15 protein-coding genes are annotated in these 16,375 nt (G+C 38.9%); 14 read left to right on the forward strand and 1 reads right to left on the reverse strand.

All coding sequences use genetic code 11. The annotated features are described in order from the left end of the window. Positions 1 to 36: 36 nt before the first annotated feature. From metH to OLW01_RS06145, 14 genes are all read left to right on the forward strand, one after another. Positions 37 to 3,735 (forward strand): methionine synthase, encoded by a 3,699-nt coding sequence (metH, locus tag OLW01_RS06080; protein WP_268075839.1) that lies wholly within the window; start codon positions 37 to 39, stop codon positions 3,733 to 3,735. A gap of 79 nt (positions 3,736 to 3,814) precedes the next feature. Further along, entirely contained in the window at positions 3,815 to 4,702 is an 888-nt protein-coding gene (gene rluF, locus OLW01_RS06085) for a 23S rRNA pseudouridine(2604) synthase RluF (protein WP_428980176.1), read from the forward strand. Positions 4,703 to 4,945: 243 nt separating this feature from the next. Continuing rightward, positions 4,946 to 5,893: a porin gene (locus OLW01_RS06090; protein WP_268075841.1), complete on the forward strand. Its 948-nt coding sequence runs from the start codon at positions 4,946 to 4,948 to the stop codon at positions 5,891 to 5,893. A gap of 190 nt (positions 5,894 to 6,083) precedes the next feature. Continuing rightward, positions 6,084 to 7,049: a PstS family phosphate ABC transporter substrate-binding protein gene (locus tag OLW01_RS06095; RefSeq protein WP_268075842.1), complete on the forward strand. Its 966-nt coding sequence runs from the start codon at positions 6,084 to 6,086 to the stop codon at positions 7,047 to 7,049. Positions 7,050 to 7,246: 197 nt separating this feature from the next. Further along, on the forward strand, positions 7,247 to 8,503 hold the full coding sequence (gene glyA, locus OLW01_RS06100; RefSeq protein WP_268075843.1) for a serine hydroxymethyltransferase: 1,257 nt from the start codon (positions 7,247 to 7,249) through the stop codon (positions 8,501 to 8,503). A gap of 78 nt (positions 8,504 to 8,581) precedes the next feature. Continuing rightward, a complete protein-coding gene (nrdR, locus tag OLW01_RS06105; RefSeq protein WP_268075844.1) occupies positions 8,582 to 9,049 on the forward strand; it encodes a transcriptional regulator NrdR in 468 nt (155 codons plus the stop codon). 33 nt (positions 9,050 to 9,082) lie between these two features. Continuing rightward, a complete protein-coding gene (ribD, locus tag OLW01_RS06110) occupies positions 9,083 to 10,213 on the forward strand; it encodes a bifunctional diaminohydroxyphosphoribosylaminopyrimidine deaminase/5-amino-6-(5-phosphoribosylamino)uracil reductase RibD (RefSeq protein ID WP_268075845.1) in 1,131 nt (376 codons plus the stop codon). Positions 10,214 to 10,216: 3 nt separating this feature from the next. Beyond that, positions 10,217 to 10,867 carry a riboflavin synthase gene (locus tag OLW01_RS06115; RefSeq protein WP_268075846.1) on the forward strand — a complete coding sequence of 217 codons (651 nt, stop codon included), beginning with the start codon at positions 10,217 to 10,219 and terminating at the stop codon, positions 10,865 to 10,867. A gap of 12 nt (positions 10,868 to 10,879) precedes the next feature. Further along, a complete protein-coding gene (ribBA, locus tag OLW01_RS06120; protein ID WP_268075847.1) occupies positions 10,880 to 11,992 on the forward strand; it encodes a bifunctional 3,4-dihydroxy-2-butanone-4-phosphate synthase/GTP cyclohydrolase II in 1,113 nt (370 codons plus the stop codon). A gap of 121 nt (positions 11,993 to 12,113) precedes the next feature. Then, a complete protein-coding gene (ribH, locus tag OLW01_RS06125; RefSeq protein WP_268075848.1) occupies positions 12,114 to 12,578 on the forward strand; it encodes a 6,7-dimethyl-8-ribityllumazine synthase in 465 nt (154 codons plus the stop codon). Positions 12,579 to 12,600: 22 nt separating this feature from the next. Continuing rightward, entirely contained in the window at positions 12,601 to 13,020 is a 420-nt protein-coding gene (nusB, locus tag OLW01_RS06130; protein ID WP_268075849.1) for a transcription antitermination factor NusB, read from the forward strand. A 15-nt stretch (positions 13,021 to 13,035) separates the two neighbouring features. Beyond that, positions 13,036 to 14,013: a thiamine-phosphate kinase gene (thiL, locus tag OLW01_RS06135; protein ID WP_268075850.1), complete on the forward strand. Its 978-nt coding sequence runs from the start codon at positions 13,036 to 13,038 to the stop codon at positions 14,011 to 14,013. Beyond that, positions 13,997 to 14,524, forward strand: coding sequence for a phosphatidylglycerophosphatase A family protein (locus tag OLW01_RS06140; RefSeq protein WP_428980184.1), 528 nt, complete (start codon positions 13,997 to 13,999; stop codon positions 14,522 to 14,524). Before thiL ends, OLW01_RS06140 begins: the two co-directional genes overlap by 17 nt. A gap of 25 nt (positions 14,525 to 14,549) precedes the next feature. After that, positions 14,550 to 15,389, forward strand: a complete 840-nt coding sequence (locus tag OLW01_RS06145; protein WP_268076168.1) for a 2OG-Fe(II) oxygenase family protein — start codon at positions 14,550 to 14,552, stop codon at positions 15,387 to 15,389. A 499-nt stretch (positions 15,390 to 15,888) separates the two neighbouring features. Here OLW01_RS06145 and OLW01_RS06150 read toward each other — a convergent pair whose 3' ends face one another. Next, complete coding sequence (locus OLW01_RS06150; protein ID WP_268075852.1) at positions 15,889 to 16,314, reverse strand: SulA-like leucine-rich domain-containing protein; 426 nt, start codon at positions 16,312 to 16,314, stop codon at positions 15,889 to 15,891. Positions 16,315 to 16,375: the final 61 nt, after the last annotated feature.

A 16,375-nucleotide genomic window follows, 5' to 3' on the forward strand; every position in this document is an offset into this window, starting at 1 on the left:
ATTATCAACAATATAAAGGTTTTGAGAAGGTATTGTATGAGTAAACAGAGTGAAGTCAGTCAGGTTATTAAATCGCTATTAAAAGAGCGAATCCTAGTTTTAGATGGCGGTATGGGAACTATGATTCAAAACCGCAAGCTGACCGAACAAGCCTACCGTGGCGAGCGTTTTGCTGACTGGCATTTAGATGTTAAAGGGAATAACGATTTATTAAGTTTGACCCAGCCTGAAATTATCGAAGAAATTTACAGCGATTATTTATCAGCAGGGGCTGATATTATTGAAACCAATACTTTTAACTCAACAACGATTTCAATGGCTGATTATGAAATGCAGTCTCTGAGTCGTGAAATAAATGTTGAATCAGCAAAATTGGCTCGTCGTATAGCAGATAAGTTTACCGCTCAAAACCCGGATAAACCTAGATTTGTCGCAGGTGTTATTGGCCCAACTAGTAAAACAGCTTCTATCTCTCCTGATGTAAATGACCCCGGCTTTCGTAATGTCAGTTTTGATGCATTGGTTAATGCTTATACGGAATCAACAGAAGCGTTAATTGAAGGCGGCGCCGATTTAATTTTAATAGAAACTATTTTCGATACGCTTAATGCTAAAGCGGCTGGTTTTGCGGTTTTGCAAGCATTTGAAAATACGGGTATCGAATTACCTATTATGATTTCGGGGACCATTACTGATGCATCCGGTCGAACATTATCAGGTCAAACCACAGAAGCTTTTTATAATTCGCTTCGCCACCTTCAACCAATTTCGATAGGTTTAAACTGTGCGTTAGGCCCAGCTGAGCTTCGCCAATATGTTGAAGAGCTTAGTCGAGTATCTGATTTTGCTGTTTCAGTACATCCAAATGCAGGTTTACCTAATGCGTTTGGTGAGTACGACTTATCGCCGGAAGATATGGCCATTCATATTAAAGAGTGGGCTGAATCAGGCTTTTTCAACATTGTGGGTGGTTGTTGCGGCACCGCCCCTGAACATATTGCAGAGATTGCAAAAGCGGTAAATGGGGTGACACCACGCGAAATTAAACCGCGCGAAGTTGCCTGTCGTTTATCTGGTTTAGAGCCTCTTACGATTAATAGCAGCTCGTTATTTGTAAATGTTGGTGAACGAACCAATATTACGGGTTCTGCTAAATTTAAACGCTTAATAAAAGAAGAGCTTTATGACGAAGCCTTAGATGTTGCACGCCAACAAGTTGAAAATGGTGCGCAAATCATCGACATTAATATGGATGAAGGCATGTTAGATTCACAAGCTGCGATGGTGCGCTTTTTAAATCTGATTGCCTCAGAGCCTGATATTTCTCGTGTCCCTATTATGATTGATTCATCTAAGTGGGAAATTTTAGAAGCGGGCCTTAAATGCATCCAAGGCAAAGGCATTGTTAACTCTATTAGTCTGAAAGAAGGTGAAGAAAAATTCATTGGACAAGCTAAATTATTAAGACGTTATGGCGCCGCTGTTATTGTTATGGCATTTGATGAAGATGGCCAAGCAGATACACGCGCTCGCAAATATGAAATTTGTAAACGCTCTTATGATGTTTTAGTTAACAAAGTTGGATTTCCGCCAGAAGATATTATTTTCGATCCGAATATTTTTGCCGTTGCAACTGGTATTGATGAGCATAACAACTATGCAGTCGATTTTATTGAGGCATGTAAAGATATTACTGATAATTTACCTCATGCAATGATCTCTGGTGGTGTTTCAAATGTATCATTCTCGTTCCGTGGTAATGATCCCGTTCGAGAAGCCATTCATGCTGTATTTTTATATTATGCGATAAAAAATGGCCTAACTATGGGTATCGTTAATGCAGGTCAGTTAGCTATTTATGATGATATTCCAGCTGAATTAAAAGCTGCGGTTGAAGATGTTGTTTTAAACAAAACCGATGAAGCAACAGAAAACTTACTCGCGATTGCAGAAAATTATCGTGGCAGTGGTGCCAAAGCAGAAGATCCAGCCGCACAGGAATGGCGTAGTTGGGACGTGAAAAAACGTTTGGAGTATTCGTTAGTTAAAGGGATTACTGATTTTATTGAAGAAGATACAGAAGCCGCTCGTCAAGTTTCTGAAAAACCACTGCATGTGATTGAAGGGCCGTTAATGGACGGCATGAATGTAGTAGGCGATTTATTTGGTGAAGGCAAAATGTTTTTGCCACAAGTGGTCAAATCTGCCCGAGTAATGAAACGAGCGGTTGCTTATTTAGAACCTTACATCGAAGCCCAAAAAGAAGAAGGCCAAACCAACGGGAAAATTTTATTAGCCACGGTGAAAGGTGATGTTCACGATATAGGCAAAAATATTGTAGGTGTGGTGCTGCAATGTAATAACTATGAAATTGTTGATTTAGGTGTCATGGTGCCAGCAGACAAAATACTAAAAACGGCGATTGAAGAAAAATGTGACATTATAGGTTTATCAGGTTTAATTACACCCTCGCTGGATGAAATGGTTCACGTGGCAAAAGAGATGAAACGCCAAGGTTTTGAATTGCCATTACTGATTGGTGGTGCGACGACCTCAAAAGCTCATACCGCTGTAAAAATAGAGCAGCAATATGAACATCCGGTAGTTTATGTACCTAACGCTTCTCGTAGTGTCTCGGTTGCATCATCTTTATTAAGTAAAGAGTTACGTCCGGCATTTGTTAAGCGTATAGATGAAGAATATGAGCGAGTTCGTGAACAACATGCTAACCGTGGACCTCGTACCAAATTAGTCAGTTACGAAGCAGCCCAAGCGAATCGCTTCCCGTTGTCTTTTGAAAATTACACACCAGTAAAACCCAAAAAATTAGGTATAACTGAGTTACAAGATGTATCTATCAGTGATATTCGCCAATATATCGACTGGACACCTTTCTTTTTAACTTGGCAGCTAAGCGGTAAATATCCTGCTATTTTACAACATGAATTAGTCGGTGAAGAGGCGCAAAAATTATTCAATGATGCTAATCAAATTTTGGATACCATTGAGCGTGAAGGCAAAATTAAAGCCAAAGGTATATTTGGTTTATTTGCGGCTGCGCGCCAGGGCGATGATATTAGTATTTTTGAAGATGAAAACCGTAACTCAGAGTTAATGCGGGTACATCATTTAAGAAACCAAGGTGAGAAAAAAGCGGGCCAATACAACCGAGCATTAAGTGATTATATTGCCGATGCAGACTCAGGCATTGATGATTACATAGGTGGCTTTGCGGTAACTGCTGGTTTTGGTGTCGATGAATGGGCGAACGAGTTTTTAGCTGAGCACGACGATTACAATAGCATTATGGTAAAAGCAATCGCCGATCGATTAGCTGAAGCCTTTGCTGAATATTTACATCTTAAAGTGCGTACCGAATACTGGGGTTATGCACCGGATGAAGATTTAAATAATGAAATGCTCATTCGTGAAAAATATCAAGGTATTCGTCCGGCTCCAGGTTATGCAGCTTGTCCAGAACACACAGAGAAAAAGCTATTATGGCAGTTACTGGATGTTGAAAACCGAGTTGGAATTAGCCTAACTGAAAGTTGTGCTATGTGGCCGGGCGCTTCCGTTAGTGGTTGGTATTTTGCTCATCCAGATAGTAAATATTTTGCGGTTGGTAAAATTAAGCAGCAGCAAGTTGAAAGTTATGCTGAGCGTAAAGGCATGACACTCACAGAAGCTGAACGTTGGTTAGCACCTAACTTGGATTACGATCCAGACGCATAACAACTCATATGCTTAAATTTAGCCAGTTGGCCGTATAAATCCCACATTTTTGTGGGATTTATATTTTAATTAACATGAAATGGTAGGGCTTTTTGTGAACTCATCGAAGGGCATTCGTCTTAATAAATTTATCAGTGATTCAGGTTATTGCTCGCGTCGTGAAGCCGATAAGTTGATCGAACAACAAAACGTAACTATTAACGGAAAAGTGCCGGAATTAGGCACCAAAGTGATGCCAACTGATTATGTAGAGGTAAAAGGGAAACGGATATTTTCTAGCCCTAAAAGTAAAGTTGATAGGGTTTATATTGCTTATAATAAACCTGTTGGTATTACCTGCACTACAGAGCGTGATGTTAAAGGCAATATTATTGACGCGATTAAACACAGAGAGAGAATTTTTCCGATAGGGCGCCTAGACAAACCCTCTGAAGGGTTAATCTTTTTAACCAGTGACGGCGACATCGTTAATAAAATTTTGCGGGCAGGCAATAATCATCAAAAAGAATATATAGTGACAGTTGATAAAACAGTTACTCAAGATTTTGTCGATAAAATGGCATCCGGCATTCCTATTTTGGAAACAGTGACGCAACCTTGCCAGGTGGAAAAAGTTAGTCGTTTTGTCTTTAAAATTATTTTAACCCAAGGCCTGAATCGTCAAATTAGACGCATGTGCGAATATTTAGATTACCAAGTCGTTAAACTCAAACGCACACGAATTATGAATGTTAAATTAGGCGATTTAAAAAAAGGCCAATGGCGTGATTTAACAGAACAAGAAATGCACGAAATAAACCAAGCAGTTGCTGACTCAACTAAAACAGCAGATGTAAATGAGCAAGTGAGTAGCGTAAATCCGAGCGCCAGCAAAACAAAAAAAGAAAAAGTTTTTATTCAAGTTGCTAAACCTAAAAAGATTGAAAAGCCTAAGTCGGGTCGTGCCAAACTCAGTTTAAAAAGATAGCTTAAGAAATTAACTGAAAGTTTAAATTTTATATTTTTGATTTAATTAAATATTTCAGTTAAATGAAATGTAGATGAATATAAAATGACATTTATATTTCAGTTTGAAATAAAAGTGTCATATAAAGTTAATATAATCTCTCGTATTATCAAAATTAAGCTTAACTTTACTTAGTCTAAGTTGCTTGAATTAAGCTTAATTATCGCTAATCTTAAGCTGTTACTTTTAATGTGGGACGACTCTATGAAATCTGTTTTTTACACTGCGCTTGCAACGTCTGTTTTGTTAACTACGGCTGCTCAAGCTCAATCTGATTTATTAACTGTTTATGGCAGAGCAAATATTTCGCTGCAGTTTTCAGAGTCGGATGAAACTGCAACTGATTTAAAGAGCAATAGTTCAAGGTTTGGCGTTAAAGGTGAAGCTAAACTGGAAAATGATTTAATTGCAATTTATCAAGCTGAGTTCGGGGTTGATTTTACCGATGAGTCTAAAGAACAAAACATCACGGCTCGTAATCAATATGTTGGTTTAAAAGGCCACTTTGGGCAAGTTAGATTAGGCCGAATGGACACAGCTCATAAATTTTCACAAGGCAAAGTCGATTTATTTAACAATTATAACGCCGATATTAAAAGATTGTTTTCGGGCGAAATTAGAGCTAATGATTCAATTACTTATATTTCACCAAGCTACAACCAATTTTCGTTAGGCGTGACTTACTTAACGCAGGAAGAAAACGACGCAGCTGAGCGAGACAGTGCTGGCTTGTCAACTGCCCTAATGTACGGCGACAAAAATTTGAAGAAAAGCAGCTTATATTCAGCTTTGGCTTTGGATAATGATGTAAAAGGCGAAGACCGAGTTCGTTTTGTCGTGCAAAAATCTTTAGGTCAATTTACTTTAGGTGCAATGGCCCAACGTCAAAAAAATAATAATTCAGGTGAGTCAGCGACAGGCTATTTGTTGAATGCGGCTTATCAAAGTGGAGAATTTAAGTATAAAGTTCAGCACCAATTAATTAATGGTGATAGAGAGCGCAGCACATCTTCTATCGGTGTTGATTATAAGTTAGGCAGTGCTACGAAAGCTTTTGCATGGCTTAGCTATGATGATCACTACGAAAATAACGATATTGTTATCCAAGATCGCCGTACCACAGTTGCGTTCGGGCTTGAACACAAATTTTAATTTTATTAACTAAACCTCAACTCGGGTTAAGGTTAACTTATCTTTATTTTAGTAAAATACCTAAAAACCACAGCCTTGCTGTGGTTTTCTATATCTAATTCTTTTTACCGACTGTCATATTTTTGAAATGAATTTGTCATAACATATGGCGACACAAGAAATATAGATAAAATCGGCTATTGGAGCATGTATGAATCTAAAAACTATTATTAAGTATGTAGGTTTTCTAACGACTTTCTTGATCACCAGTCAAGCCAGCGCGATTGATAATAACTTACCTGAATACCAAAAAACGAGTGGTGTTTCAGGAAAAATATCATCTGTAGGCTCAGATACGTTAGCCAATATGATGACATTTTGGGCTGAAGAATATAAAAGAATATACCCAAATGTGATGATTCAAGTGCAAGCAGCTGGTTCATCAACTGCACCGCCAGCATTAACGGAAGGCACTGCGCAGTTTGGTCCTATGAGCCGTTCGATGAAATCAAAAGAAATTGAAGCATTTGAAGAACGCTTTGGTTACAAACCAACAGCCGTGCGGGTTGCAATTGATGCACTGGCTGTATTTGTAAATAAAGATAATCCAATTGAAGGACTATCGATTAAGCAAGTCGACGCTATTTTTTCCTCAACTTTAAAGTGCGGGTCGAACACAGATAGTAAACGTTGGGGTGAGTTAGGTTTAACGGGTGACTGGGATCGTAAAGATATTCAATTGTTTGGTCGTAACTCGGTTTCTGGTACTTATGGGTATTTTAAATCTAAAGCTTTATGTAAAGGTGATTTCAAAAATAATGTCAATGAACAACCGGGTTCTGCTTCTGTTGTGCAATCTGTTTCGTCTTCGTTAAATGCGATAGGATATTCTGGTATAGGCTATCGCACTTCGGGCGTTAAAGCGGTTCCTTTATCAAAACGCGGAAGTGGATATGTTGATGCGACTATTGAAAACGCAGTTGCTGGTAAATATCCACTGTCACGCTTTTTATATGTGTATGTGAATAAGCATCCGAATAAACCGCTTGATCCATTAACGGCTGAATTTATCACTATGGTTTTATCAAAATCAGGCCAATATATTGTTGAAAAAGATGGTTATATACCGTTACCCGCGGTTATCGCAAAAAAAGAGCTGGCTAAATTAGGCTTGTAAGCAAACGACTGCAAGCTCTAGATGTTTTTTAAAGCTGTGAATTTGTATTCACAGCTTTTTTTTTGGCTAAAATGATTGATTGAAAATTTTTCAGTTTGATGATGCAATAAAAACCATTAACAAATAGTAGGCATAAGCCGAAGAAAATTATACAATGCGCCTTTTAAAATTTACTGCGCTTTTTAACAGGAGAAACCATGTTAACACGTGACATGAATATTGCTGATTTTGACCCTGAGTTATGGCAAGCCGTTCAAGATGAAACGGTTCGTCAGGAAGAACATATTGAATTAATCGCTTCAGAAAACTATGCGAGTCCTCGTGTACTTGAAGCTCAAGGTTCTCAACTAACTAATAAATATGCTGAAGGCTATCCGGGCAAACGTTACTACGGTGGTTGTGAGCACGTAGATGTCGTTGAGCAATTAGCAATCGATCGCGCAAAAGCATTATTTGGTGCAGATTACGCGAATGTCCAGCCTCATTCAGGCTCGCAAGCCAATGGTGCAGTTTTTCAAGCTTTATTACAACCTGGCGATACTGTGTTAGGGATGAGCTTAGCGCATGGTGGTCACTTAACACACGGCGCACATGTTAACTTTTCAGGAAAACATTACAACGCAATTCAGTATGGATTAAACCCAGAAACGGGCGAAATCGATTATGAACAGGTAGAAGCGTTAGCCTTAGAGCACAAACCAAAAATGATTATTGGTGGTTTCTCAGCTTATTCTTTAGTGGTTGATTGGGCTCGTTTACGTGAAATCGCAGATAAAGTTGGTGCTTATTTATTAGTAGACATGGCGCATGTTGCAGGTTTAATTGCGGCTGATGTTTACCCTTCTCCAATGAAGTATGCAGATGTTGTTACCACAACGACTCATAAAACATTAGCTGGCCCGCGCGGTGGTTTAATTTTATCGGCGAAAGGCGATGAAGATATTTATAAAAAATTAAACAGCGCAGTTTTCCCTGGTGGTCAAGGTGGTCCTTTATGCCACGTGATTGCTGCTAAAGCGGTTGCTTTTAAAGAAGCAATGTCAGACGAGTTTAAATCGTACCAGCAGCAAGTGGTTAAAAATGCACAAGCTATGGTTGAAGTATTACAAGCGCGTGGTTACAAAGTGGTTTCTGGTAAAACTGAAAATCATTTATTCTTAGTTGATTTAATCGACAAAGATATTACAGGTAAAGAAGCAGACGCTGCACTAGGCAAAGCAAATATCACGGTTAATAAAAACTCAGTTCCAAACGATCCACGTTCACCGTTTGTTACGTCTGGTTTAAGAATCGGTACACCTTCAATTACTCGTCGCGGTTTTAACGCAGATGATGCCAAAGCATTAGCGGGTTGGATTTGTGATGTATTAGATAATATTGAAAACGAAGAAGTCACTAATACGGTTAAGCAAAATGTATTAGATATTTGTAAGCGCCTTCCGGTTTACGCTTAATAGAATTAATGTCGATTTATCGAATTAATTGACCTAATCAGGCCGCTTATGCGGCCTGTTTTAATTATAAGGTTTGATATGCATTGCCCATTTTGTGCAACACAGGAAACCAAAGTGATCGACAGCCGCTTAGTTGCGGAAGGCCATCAAGTTAGGCGTCGTCGTCAATGTTTAGATTGCTTAGAGCGATTTACAACGTTTGAAACTGCTGAGCTTGTGATGCCAAGAGTTATAAAAACAGATGGTTCACGTGAACCCTATCATGAGAACAAGCTGCGAGCAGGGTTAATGAGAGCGCTTGAAAAACGACCTGTGAGTACAGAGCAAATTGAAACTTTAATTAGTCAACTTGAATCGGCCCTAAGAGCAACGGGCGAACGTGAAGTCGAAAGTAAGTTAATTGGTAATATACTAATGGAAAAAATCAAACAAGTGGATCAAGTCGCGTATGTTCGATTTGCCTCTGTTTACCGTTCGTTCCAAGATATCAAAGAGTTTGGTGAAGCAATTGCCGGTTTAGATGATAAAACGGCTAAACACAACTAAGCTGAATAAAATTCAACGCTAGGCCAATTACAGATGAGCTTATTTTATCCGGAAGATTTGAACTACATGGCGAGGGCTATTCGATTAGCAGAACGGGGACGATTTACCACATCTCCTAATCCTTGTGTGGGCTGTGTGATTGTAAAAAACAATCAAATTATTGGTGAAGGTTTTCACATTCAAGCTGGCGGACCCCATGCCGAAATCAATGCACTTACCCAAGTTGAACAAAGCCAAGCCACCGCTCAAGGTGCAACAGCTTACGTAACTTTAGAACCTTGTAGTCACACAGGAAAAACGCCACCTTGTGCCAGTGCTTTAATTAAAGCAGGCGTCGCGACTGTAATTGTTGGCATGGAAGATCCTAACCCTTTGGTAAGCGGACGTGGTATTCAAATGCTACGTGATGCCGGTATTCAAGTGCACCAAGGTTGTTTAGAGTCAGCCTGTAAAAAAATTAATCCGGGCTTTAATAAACGGATGACGCATAAGCGTCCCTTTGTTCAGGTTAAATTGGCTTCTAGCTTAGACGGCAGAACAGCAATGGCATCGGGCGAAAGTAAGTGGATAACCAGTTATCAGGCCAGAAAAGATGTTCAGCTTTACCGTGCGAAAGCTTGTGCTATTCTAACAGGTTCAGGGACTGTTATGGCGGATAACCCGCAAATGAATGTGCGCGAAAGCGATTTTCCTTTGACTGATTATCCAATAGAAAGTATTCGTCAACCTGCAAAAATTATTATTGATAATCAGTCACAACTGACACCTGATTTAAATATTTTTGCGAGCGAAACACCTGTTTTTGTCGTTAAAAATAAAATTAAAGTGACACCGCCCCAACAAAATTGGCCTAAACACGTCACTCAGATTGAATTATCAGGTAATGACCACAATATTGATTTAACAGCATTAATGCTCGAGTTGGGTGCCTGTCAGATGAACCATATTTGGGTTGAGGCCGGTGCCAAATTAGCAGGTGCATTGATTCAGCAAGGGTTAGTTGATGAACTTATAATTTATCAGGCGCCTAAATTAATGGGCGAAAATACGAAAGGTTTATTAGATGTGCCAAATTTAACTGAGCTAAGCCAAGCCGTTGAATGGCAATATGCAGACGTTCGCCAGATAGGCCCAGATTTAAGATTAACATTAAGAGCCAAATAACACATGTTTACAGGTATAATTGAAGCAGTTGGAAAGATTCAAGCCATCAACGCCAAAGCGGGTGATTTTGAATTAGTCGTTAATAGTCAATCCCTTGATTTAAATGATGTTAAGTTAGGCGATAGTATTGCCGTAAGTGGCGTATGTTTAACGGTTACCCATTTTGATTCACAGAGCTTTTCAGCTGATGTGTCAGCGGAAACGATAAAACTAACTAAATTAGCCGATTTGTCGGTTGGTTCAGAGGTGAATTTAGAAAAGGCCTGCTTGCCAACTAGTCGCTTAGGTGGCCATATAGTGAGTGGACATGTGGATGGTGTCGGATATGTTTCTCGCATTACGCCAAATGCCAATGCCATTGATTATTGGATTAGTGCGCCCGCTGAGTTGGCTAAATATATCGCACAAAAAGGCTCTATTACTGTGGATGGAATTAGCCTGACCGTAAATGATATTCAAGAGAGTGATTTTAGGTTAACCATTATTCCTCATACAAGTGAAAAAACCACAATTAATGACTGGCATGTTGGCAGTAAAGTAAATTTAGAAGTTGATGTAATAGCCCGATATCTTGAGCGTTTAATGTCAGCCCCAAGTCAAGTTTCTTCTGGTGTAACTATGGAGTTATTGGCTAAAAGTGGATTTATCAAATAAGGTACAAGATTAATGAAATTGAACACAGCTGCAGAAATAATTGAAGATATCCAGCAGGGTAAAATTGTTATATTAATGGATGATGAAGACAGAGAAAACGAAGGCGATATGATAGTTGCAGCGCAGCATTGTACCCCACAAGCAATTAACTTTATGGCGACTCATGGGCGTGGTTTAATTTGTTTAACGCTGACTAAAGACCGTTGCCAGCAACTTGATTTACCTTTAATGGTAGATCGTAATCAAGCTCAATTTGGTACTAATTTTACGTTGTCTATTGAAGCAGCCACCGGTGTAACAACAGGGATATCAGCGGCAGATCGTTCAACCACGGTTAGAGCCGCGGTCGCACGCGATGCAAAACCAGAAGATATTGTACAACCGGGTCATATTTTTCCGATTATGGCGCAAGAAGGTGGCGTGTTAAATAGAGCCGGACATACAGAAGCAGGCTGCGATTTAGCACGTTTGGCTGGGTTGGAACCAGCTGGTGTTATCGTCGAAATTTTAAATGAAGACGGTACTATGTCGCGCCGGCCCGAGCTTGAAAAATTTGCACAAAAGCATGATTTAAAAATTGGTACTATTGCTGATTTAATTGAATACAGAAACAATACAGAAACTACAATTGAAAAAATTGCAGAATGCAAATTACCAACTGAGTTTGGTGAATTTGACTTAATTACCTTTAAAGATACGATCGATGGTCAGGTACATTTTGCATTAAAAAATACTGAGCTAACGCCTGATAAACCCAGTTTAGTAAGGGTTCATGTTAAAGATATTTTGGCTGATTTATTAGGCTCAACCCGAGACGAAAGCAAAAATTGGACGCTGAGTCGCTCACTGGAACGAATTGCTCAAGAAGGTGGTGTGTTGCTGTTATTGGGTAAAAATGAAACGCCAGAAGAGTTAATGGCTAAAGTGAGCGGATATCAGCTTGAAGATGAAGGCAAACCAGTCCGTCGAATCGATAGCTGGCAACAGACGTCTCGCACCGTCGGTGTCGGCTCGCAAATATTATCGGCGTTAAATGTTGGCAAAATGCGTTTATTGAGCTCACAAAAAAAATATCATTCTTTAGCCGGTTTCGGTTTAGAAGTAGTTGAATACGTTGACGAATAGTCTTTTTTGGCTAATTCGACATTTATTTTTGTATTTCACCATTAAATATTCACAGGTTGGGGCAAATTTTTGTTAGAATTAGCGCCAATTTTTACAGCACAAATTTTAAGGTAATTATCTGATGCAAGTTATTGAAGGTGCATTTTCAGCACAAGGTAAAAAGTTTGCCATTGTGGTATCTCGTTTTAATAGTTTTATTGTTGAAAGTTTAGTCGAAGGCGCAATTGATACATTAAAACGTCATGGTCAGGTTGAAGACAAAGACATTACGATTATTCGTTGTCCTGGTGCTTATGAATTACCTTTAGTGGCCAAAAAAGTTGCTGAGACAAAAAATTATGATGCGATTATTGCATTGGGTGCCGTTATTCGTGGTGGTACACCGCATTTTGATTTTGTTGCCAACGAATGTAACAAAGGCCTAGCTCAAGTTTCTTTAGATTTTGGTTTACCAGTGGCTTTTGGGGTATTAACCACAGATTCAATTGAACAAACGATAGAACGAGCAGGCACAAAAATGGGCAATAAAGGTGGCGAAGCTGCTTTAAGTGCATTAGAAATGGTCAATTTAGTTAGCCAATTATAATTGCATTGCTCAGGAGTTCAGTTTGAAACCTTCACACCGCAGACGATCGAGAGAATTAGCGACCCAATCAATTTATGGATGGCAAATCTCTAAAAATATGATTAAAGATATTATTGAAAGCACAATAGATGAAACCGATCTTAAAAGCTTTGATGTTAACTTTTATCGTAATTTAGTATTAGGCACAGCGCAAAATTCAGGTGATTTAGATAAAGCTTACGCTGAGTATTTAGCGCGTGACCTTGAAGAACTCGATATGGTTGAAAAAGCTATATTGCGAGTGGCAGTATTTGAATTAGTACATTGTCCAGAAGTGCCGTATAGAGTTGTGATTAACGAAGCTATTGAAATATCAAAAACATTTGGCGCAGATGAAAGCCATAAATTTGTTAATGGTGTTTTAGATAAAGCCGTTAAAAAACTTCGTCCGCACGGAAAATAAAGCGTTAAATGATTTATGGCTGAATTTGATTTAATTAATCGTTATTTTAAAGTTGGCCAAACGCCACAAAGTGTCAAATTAGATAAAGGGGATGACTGCGCGTTAGTTGTCCCTAATTTTGAACTCACTAACGCTTCTTTAGCGATCACCACAGATACCCTAAATAGTGGTACCCATTTTTTACCTGATATTCATCCGCACGCATTGGCTTATCGTTGTTTAGCCACTAATTTAAGTGATCTAGCAGCAATGGGGGCAAAACCTAAGTGGTTTAGTTTAGCGTTAAGTTTGCCTAAAGCTCTTAGTGATAATCAAACCTGGCTCGCTCAATTTAGCGAAGGGCTATTTGAGTTGGCAAATGAACATCATATTCATCTAATTGGTGGAGATACTACTTCTGGGCCTTTAAGCATCACAATTAATGCAATGGGTGAAGTTGATCATCAAAAAGCACACAAACGTTCTGGCGCCAAAGCACAAGATAAAATATTTGTCTCAGGTACCTTAGGAGATGCTGCAGGCGCATTAGAAATTTTGTTGAAAAAGACAAAAGCCAAAACACAAAACATTCAAGAGGCTTTATTAGCTCGTTTTAATTATCCAACTGCCAGAGTCGAGTTAGGTACTCGGTTATTAGGACTTGCGAGTAGTGCGATTGATATATCCGATGGGCTATTAGCTGATTTACAGCATATTTTAAAAGCGTCTGGTGTTGGAGCCTGCATTGACATAGCAAAACTACCTTGTTCTGAGGCGCTATTAGCGCAGTTTTCCGCAGCGAAAGCTCAGCAATTGGCAGCAACGGGGGGAGACGACTATGAGCTATGTTTTACCGTACCCGCAGATAACGTAAATGAGTTAAATCAACTCAGCCAACAACTTGATTTACCGTTAACTTGTGTTGGCGAAATAAGTTCCGACAAATCATTTGTGGTTAATCATAATAATAAGCCAACTCAACTCAGCCAAACAGGATATCAACATTTTGTCTAAATTTTCGATTCGTCCAGAATTTAAAACTATTAATTGTCTTCATCCGGTTCATATTTTAGCATTTGGTTTTGGCTCAGGTTTAGCGCCAAAAGCGCCTGGTACATTTGGCACGTTAGCGGCAATTCCTTTATTTTTAATTTTGAGTTTATTTTCGACCCCAGTTTATTTTGCGGTCACCCTATTTTTTATGTTAATAGGGCCTTGGATTTGTGGTTATGCAGCACGCTCGTTAAATGTACATGATCACCCTGGTATTGTTTGGGATGAAATAGTTGGTTTGTTAATTGCCCTTTTTTTGTTTCCGCCAACTTGGTTAAATATCGTTTTAGGTTTTGCCTTATTTCGCCTTTTTGATATTTTAAAACCTTGGCCGATTAGTTGGTTCGACAAAAATATGCATGGTGGCTTTGGCATTATGATTGATGATGTGATTGCGGGTTTTATGGCTTGGTTTTCACTGTATTTAATCAACCACTATTTGATTAACCTTAACCTAATTGCTTTAACTTAACTCAGCGTAGCTAATTCACGATATGATAGAATTAACCGCCATTGATTATAACGGACCAGAAGCGGCCGAACGATTTGTTGAATCACTTAAACAAACAGGCTTTGGAGTGCTTAAAAATCACCCGTTATCAAAAAATTTAGTTCAAGATTTATATCTGCAATGGCAGCAATTTTTTGATTCAACTCATAAATATGATTTTGAATTTACTCAGCCTAAACAAGATGGATTTTTTTCAACTAACAAAGCTGAAACTGCCAAAGGCGCACAATATCAAGATTTAAAAGAATACTTTCATTATTACCCTTGGGGTCAATGTCCGGAAGACTTAACGCAAATAACACTGGATTATTATCAAAAAGCTAATCGGTTAGCACAAACATTATTAACTTGGGTTGAAGCGGAATCTCCAAATATTGTTTCAAAGCATTATACTCAGCCCTTATCTAGCATGATTGAAAATAGCGAAAATACTTTACTGCGTATTTTGCATTATCCCCCTCTTAAAAAAGATCAAACCATTGGTGCAATAAGAGCCGCCGCCCACGAAGACATTAATTTATTAACGGTTTTACCTGCTGCTAATGAGCCAGGCTTACAAGTTAAAACTTTAACGGGGGAGTGGCTTGATGTACCCAGTGATTTTGGTTATATAATTATTAATACTGGCGATATGTTACAAGAAGCTTCAAATGGCTACTTTCCGTCTACAACCCATAGAGTTATCAACCCAACGGGAGCAGGACAAACCCAATCGCGCATATCAATGCCACTTTTTTTACATGCCCGGCCAGATGTAAAATTATCAGATAGATATACAGCTCAGAGTTACTTAATAGAGCGTTTAACAGAACTCGGGGTTTTGTAAACTTTATAGCAATCGTGATTTATTCATATATCAATGTTATACAAAAGCCGAAGACAGAGGGTTCAGGTAGCAGCGATTTTACATCGCGTGAAAACACGTAATCAGGTTAATTTATACATGCAAAGCTTTAAAAACGCGGGGTAAACCCGCTGCTACGGGCTAGGTTATGGTGTCTGGTTCATGTATCAATATTATACAAAAGCCGAAGACAGACGGTTCAGGTAGCAGCGATTTTATATCGCGTGAAAACACGTAATTAGGTTAATTTATACATGCAAAGCTTTAAAAACGCGGGGTAAACCCGCTGCTACGGGCTAGGTTATGGTGTCTGGTTCACGTAACGCGATTTATTCATGTATTAATGTGATAAAAAAGGGCCCGAAGGCCCAAGGGTGTTAAGATGGTTCAGGTAGCAGCGATTTTACATCGCGTGAAAACATGTAATCAGGCTAATTTATAACATGCAAAGCTTTAAAAACGCGGGGGAAACCCGCTGCCACTAAGCGATTTTTATGACTGTATTATTGGTTGAGTTACGCTTAGATCCTGTTGGTTTAATCATAATACAAGCTGCATTTGAACTTTGAGCTGTTTCGATTAAGCTGTTTCTTTCAGCTTTTTCTAATTCATCAAACCAAGCTACCACAGCACAGCATTTTCCTAACTTTAAGGCTTTTTCAGATATTTTGGCAATGTTGTCATTTGCGTGCGGATGTATAACTAACATTCTGTTTAGTTGAATACCAGCTTGCGCTAAACGCTGTTTACTTGGCATTTTTTTTGGTGCGACAACACAAAGCCAGCGGTTATCTTCTTGTAGCCTTGCAATACCAGCCCAAAATCGCATTTCAAATAGATCACTAGTCGAGTTAGTCGAAAAGAAACGAGTATTTCTTACAGCATCAGTCAATATATAGGTATTCATTGTTAGTTATCCATACAGTGTTGTGTGTATGGATATACAGTATACTGGTTTTTTATACAGG

This window comes from Catenovulum adriaticum (assembly GCF_026725475.1).
Taxonomy (GTDB): domain Bacteria; phylum Pseudomonadota; class Gammaproteobacteria; order Enterobacterales; family Alteromonadaceae; genus Catenovulum; species Catenovulum adriaticum.